The organism is Pleionea sp. CnH1-48, assembly GCF_024124665.1.
GTDB lineage: Bacteria > Pseudomonadota > Gammaproteobacteria > Enterobacterales > Kangiellaceae > JAMXSB01.
Genome location: NZ_JAMXSB010000030.1, coordinates 1 through 5,868 on the forward strand (window position 1 = coordinate 1; position 5,868 = coordinate 5,868).

The following is a 5,868-nucleotide window of genomic DNA, read 5'->3' on the forward strand; positions in this document are numbered from 1 at the left end:
GCGAGGGTCGTTTGTATCGAACGGGAGACTGGGTACGTTACCTTGACGGTGGTGTGTTGGAGTATGTTGGTCGTGCGGACGAGCAGGTTAAGGTTCGAGGCTATCGTATTGAGCTGGGTGAGATCGAGCATGCTATTAATTTGCATCCCGACATTGATTCTTCGTTAGTTTTGGTATCGACATCAGAAACTGGCCAGCAAAATATTCTGGCGTATTGTAAATCGTTGCAACAAACAGACTCGGCAGAGTCTTTGGCGCAGTCGGTAAGAGAGTTACTTGCTCAGACGTTACCTGTCTATATGATTCCAAATATGTTCATGATGGTTGAGCAATGGCCTTTGACAATAAACGGAAAAATTGATCGAGATGAGCTCCCAGTGCCTGAACATCTCGATAAAAATAAGATCGTTCAACCCAGCACAGAAACAGAGCAAACGTTGTTACAGATATGGTCTGAGATACTAGAAGTAGAAGCGAATTCTATCAGCGTTTTGCATAACTTTTTTGAGTTAGGCGGGCACTCATTAATGAGTATTCGATTGGTTAATAAAATCAGTGAAGCGTTTGAGCTCGAACATTTTAATATGGGGTTACAGGAGTTTTATTCACATCCAACGATTCAGGCTGCAGCTTTAGAGATAGATAGAAAGTTGCTACAAAAGAAAAATGAAGAAGCCAAGTCGTTAGTGAATGAATTGGAAGCCCTGGAAGAAGGAGAAATATAGTGCAACTAAAAGAAGTATTAGAACTGGCTTCAGCAAGCCGAGTCTACCTCTATGTCGAAGATGGTAAACTGAAATTTAAGGCTCAAGAAGGTGCCATGACGGACAACCTGTTGCAGCTTATCCGTCAACACAAGTCTGACATTATTGAGCTATTGAAACAGGAAGCTTCTGATCAAGCCAGTCAGTTGTTGAAACAGAATCCTGTTAAAGCTCTTGAACAAGAAGAGGCTCCACTTTCTTTTGCACAACAACAACTTTGGTTTATTGATCAACTTGAAGGTGGTTCTTCTCATTACAATATGCCGATGGCAATGAAGATCGAAGGTGAATTTGATCTTGATGTTGCGCGACGAGCACTCGAAAAGATAGTCGAACGCCATGAAATTTTACGTACTACTTACGCGAGTTATCAAGACGAAGCTGTACAAAGAGTTAACAAGCTAAAACCTTTTGAGCTTAGTGCCATTGACTTGACCCCTCTGCCAGAAAGCGAGCAGGACAAAAAGGTACCCGAACTGGCTAAAGAAGACGCCACTAAGCCATTTGATTTATCAACCGACAACATGCTTCGAGCGAGCTGGTTGATCTTGAACAGTGCACAAGGTAATAGCGCTGAGCAGAAAGGCGTTTTACTGCTATGCATGCATCATATTACCGCCGATGAACAAACCATGGAGATTTTGTCTCGTGAGTTTGTTATATGGTATCAGTCCTTATATGCCGGAATGCCTGAGCCATTAGAGCCTTTGCCATTTCAATACAGTGATTATGCCGCATGGCAGAGAAAACACTTTACTCCAGAGGTTTTAGAGCAACAGTTAAGTTATTGGGAAACAACACTGTCTGACATACCAAAGGTACACGGTATCCCTTTGGATTATTCTAGACCCAAACAGCAAAGTTTTTCTGGTGACAAATATGTTAATTTTGTTGAAGAAGCACTGAGTCAAAAAGTTCAAGCCTTATGTAAAGAGCATAAAGTTACCTCATTTATGTTTCTGCAAACGGTATTTGCTGCACTCCTTGGACGCTTTAGTCAAAGTCAGGACATATTAGTGGGTAGCCCTGTCTCAGGACGTGAAAGTAGAGAGTTAGAGCAGCTGATTGGGTGCTTCATTAATAGCATTGTGCTTCGAACAAAAATGATCGATGGAGAATCTTTTAAGGATTTATTAGAAAGAAACAAAGAGACCATTATCGAAGCCTACTCAAACCAGCAAGTACCCTACGATATGGTGGTCTCTCGTTTGAACCAAGAGAGAACCTTGGCTCATAGTCCTGTTCATCAGATCCGCTTTGCCTTAGAACGAAAAGAAAACGTAGAAGAGGAGTTCAATGGCGGCCTTAAACTGACTCCATTAAAGAAGTCAGAAATAAAAACCAAGTTTGATCTGATTGTGATAATGACGGAGTCGCCAAAAGGTATTCAAGCTAACTGGATCTATAACGCAGATATCTTTGATTCTCGCACTATTGAATCTATGGCTGATGGTTTTGTGTCATTACTTAGTAGCATTGCTGACGATATGCATGCGGATCTGGATACTTTGCCTATAACGGCCACACCTTCTGAGATAACCGAAGTTACTTCATTGCTTGAGTCTGAGCTGACATTTATAGAGCAGTGGAATAAAACATGTGATACTAAAGCTGATGCTATTGCTCTTTGGATGGGGGATAATTCCTTAACTTATGCTGAGCTTAGCAAAAAAGTTGACCAGTTAGCTGTTTATTTAAAGGAGCATGCATCTTCAGAATCTTATATTGGGCTTTTACTTGAGCCTGGTCCTGATTCTATAGTAGCCATACTTGCCTCTCTAAAAGCCGGTTTGGCTTACATTCCTCTTGATCCATCCAATCCACAGGCACGATTAAAGTCCATCATTGATGATGCCGGGTTATCTGTTCTTCTTGCTCATCAATCGGTCATTAATGATGAACTAAGCGATGGATGTCAGGTTATTGTCCTGGATTCCGATGATTTCAAATTAAGTTTAGAAGCTTACGTTAACTCTGATATTGATTCCTTTTCCAAGTTGGCTGATGAGCAGGCCGCCTACGTCATTTATACTTCGGGGACGACGGGACAACCTAAAGGGGTCATCAATACACATGGTAACCTCAGTAATTTTGTTTCTGTGCTTGCTCGTCAAATTGCTGATTTAGACGTTGCTGAAGAATCTCCCTGGCTATGGAATGTGTCCTATGCATTCGATGCATCGCTTAAAGGCTTGGCGGCTATGGTGATGGGACATCCTTTAGTTATTCCAACCAAAGATGAATTTAAAGATGCGGGCGCTCTGGTTCGGCTTGCTGAGAAACATTCGATCGATGTGTTAAACAGTGCGCCTATGATGATGGATAACCTGATCGATTATTTATCAAAAGGTAGCTATCACCCTGGTCTTATTGTAAGTGGTGATACCGTCAGTGATGGCTTATGGCAAAAACTTTGCTCATATTGTGAGTCTTACCAGCGTAAAGCGATTAATGCCTACGGTCCAACGGAAACAACGGTTAATGCAACCTATGGTTTTGTTGGCGCACAACACAGAAGTCATATTGGCTACGCTGTAGAAAACTGCCAGGTTTATGTGTTTGATAAAGCCATGCAACCTCTACCTAAAGGCGCCATTGGTGAACTCTATATCGGTGGCAGTAATGTTGCCAAGGGTTACTTGAATGCGTCAGATTTAACAGCAAAGCGATTCGTCACGCACTCACTTAATCCCTCTCTTCGTTTGTTCAAAACGGGAGACAAAGTACGCTATGGGGCAGAAAGGCAAATAGAGTTTCTTGGTCGCTTTGATGACCAGGTAAAAGTTCGAGGTTACCGCATAGAGCTTGCAGAAGTTGAGCAAGCTTTGCTTCAAGTGAGTGAGGTTCGAGCTGCTAAAGCGTTGCTGCCGGATACGAATGCTAATGCAAGCTCGCTGGATGCTTATCTGGAATTAGACGATGAGTTAAACGAAGCAGAGTTTCTGGAGACGCTAAAGAGTTATCTTCCTGACTACATGCTGCCATCAAATTATTATGCTGTCTCAAGCATGCCTCTGACTGTCGGTAATAAAATTGATAGTCGAGCGCTTAAACAAATGGATGCTCAATTGCTGTTTGGCGTGACCAATAAAGCAGAATGTCAGAGCGAAGCTCTGTCTACCAATTCGCCAGTGATGGAAAAGCTTTCTCAAATCTGGCAGCAGTTACTCGGTAAGGAAGTTGCAGAAAGTGACGATTTCTTTCGCGTTGGTGGTCATTCGTTGCTCGCTATGAAGCTTCTATTTGAGGTCGAGCAGGCTTTTGGCGTATCGATTGGTATTCGTGATCTCTTCGACCATTTAACGTTAAAAGAGCAGGTCGGCTTGATTGAAAGCCTAATGCCATCGGAGCAAAGTGATTCGACCCCAGCCTTATATCTGCAATTGGAGTCTATATGGAAGTCTTTATTACAAACTGACTCTGTTAACGCGACAGATGATTTCTTTCGCATCGGTGGTCATTCGCTACTCGCTATGAAACTCCTGTTTGAAGTTGAGCAGGCATTTGGTGTGCAGCTAGGTATTCGAGATTTGTTCAATCATTTGACTCTTGAAGAACAGGTCGCTTTGATCGTGGAGAGGCAAGGTGAAAAAGTCAGTGAGAATACGAACATCATTCCTCGGGTTGCAAGAGACAAGGCGTTGCCGTTGTCATTTGCACAGCAGCGTTTGTGGTTTATTGACCACATGCAGGGAGGCAGTGCCGAATACAACATTCCCATTGCGCTGAAGATTTCTGGTGACTTTGATATTGACACTGCTGAAGATGCTATTCGTCATATTATTCAGCGTCATGAGACTCTGCGAACTGTATTCAGTGAAGCAGAGGGTGAGCCTGTTCAAATTATCCGTGATGATATTAACTTCGCTATCGAGCGCATCGACTTGTGTCATAAGTCGGAGTCTGAGCAACAAACAGAGGTTGAGCGGTTAGCCGAAAAAGACGTATTAACATCATTTGACTTGTCGAAAGATGTTTTGCTTCGAGCGTCTTATTTAATCTTGAAAGATGATGCTGATAGCCATGAAGGTGTGCTACTGATTAACATGCATCATATTGTTTCTGATGCTTGGTCTATGGGACTTTTTATTAAAGAGTTCTTGCATTTCTATCAGGGACTTAAAGAAAGTGAAAGCTGCTCGCTAGAAGCTCTGCCCATTCAGTATGCTGATTTTGCGTCTTGGCAACGAGAAGAACTGTCTGGTGATAAGTTGCAAAAACTGCTTGATTATTGGAACAATCAATTGGCTGATGCTCCGGTTGTTCATGGATTACCTTTGGATTATTCACGTCCAGAATCCCGTAGTTATCAGGGGGATGTTGTCAAAACTATTCTGTCCAAAGATGTGGCGGGGCAATTTATTCAAGTAGCCAAGGACAATGAGCTAACCCCCTTTATGCTCATGCATGCTGTTTTAACATTGGTTTTCTCTCGCTATAGCCACCAGGCTGATATTGTGATTGGAACCCCCATCGCTAATAGAATGCATCCTGAGCTTGAATCTTTGATTGGTTTCTTCCTCAATGTTCTGGTCTTAAGAACTCAGGTAGAGCACGAGAGTTTGCATGAGTTTTTGCAGTACATAAAACAGATCAATCTTGATGCTCAGGCGCATCAAGATATTCCTTTTGAATATCTTGTCGAAAAACTTAATGTACCGCGCAGCCACGCTCATACACCCTTGTTCCAGATTTTATTTAATATGAATACGGTTGAAACAGAGGTATTTAGTCTGCCCGGGGTTGAGCTGTCAGGTTTGGAAGGGGCTGATAAAGTCGTCGCCAAATATGATTTGCATATTGTGGCTAATGTCTCTGAAGAGGGCGTTTATATTTCATGGACTTATGATCAAGCTCTCTTTAAACGCTCAACTATCGAAGGCATCAGTGGGCATGTGTCTCACCTTATTCAAAGTCTGGTGACACAAAAAATTGATAATGTTGCAGAATGGTCAATGCTAACAAACGCAGAGACCAAACACTTAACCAGGGATCTCAATCCTGTTGTTGCGAAGGATAAGGTTTATGAATCAGCACTCAGTCAGTTTGAACAACAGGTGCAAACAACACCGGAAGCCATCGCCTTATCAATGGAAGGAGAATC

Annotated in this window: 2 protein-coding genes; both read left to right on the top strand. The window is 42.5% G+C overall.

Features of this window, described 5'->3' with window-relative positions; all coding sequences use genetic code 11:
* A partial coding sequence (locus tag NH399_RS25150) for a phosphopantetheine-binding protein (protein WP_253044267.1) occupies positions 1-725 on the top strand: 725 nt, incomplete at its 5' end.
* Positions 725-5,868, top strand: a 5,144-nt coding sequence (locus NH399_RS25155) for a non-ribosomal peptide synthetase (RefSeq protein WP_253044268.1), incomplete at its 3' end; no start/stop codon positions are given. The genes NH399_RS25150 and NH399_RS25155, both read left to right, overlap by 1 nt.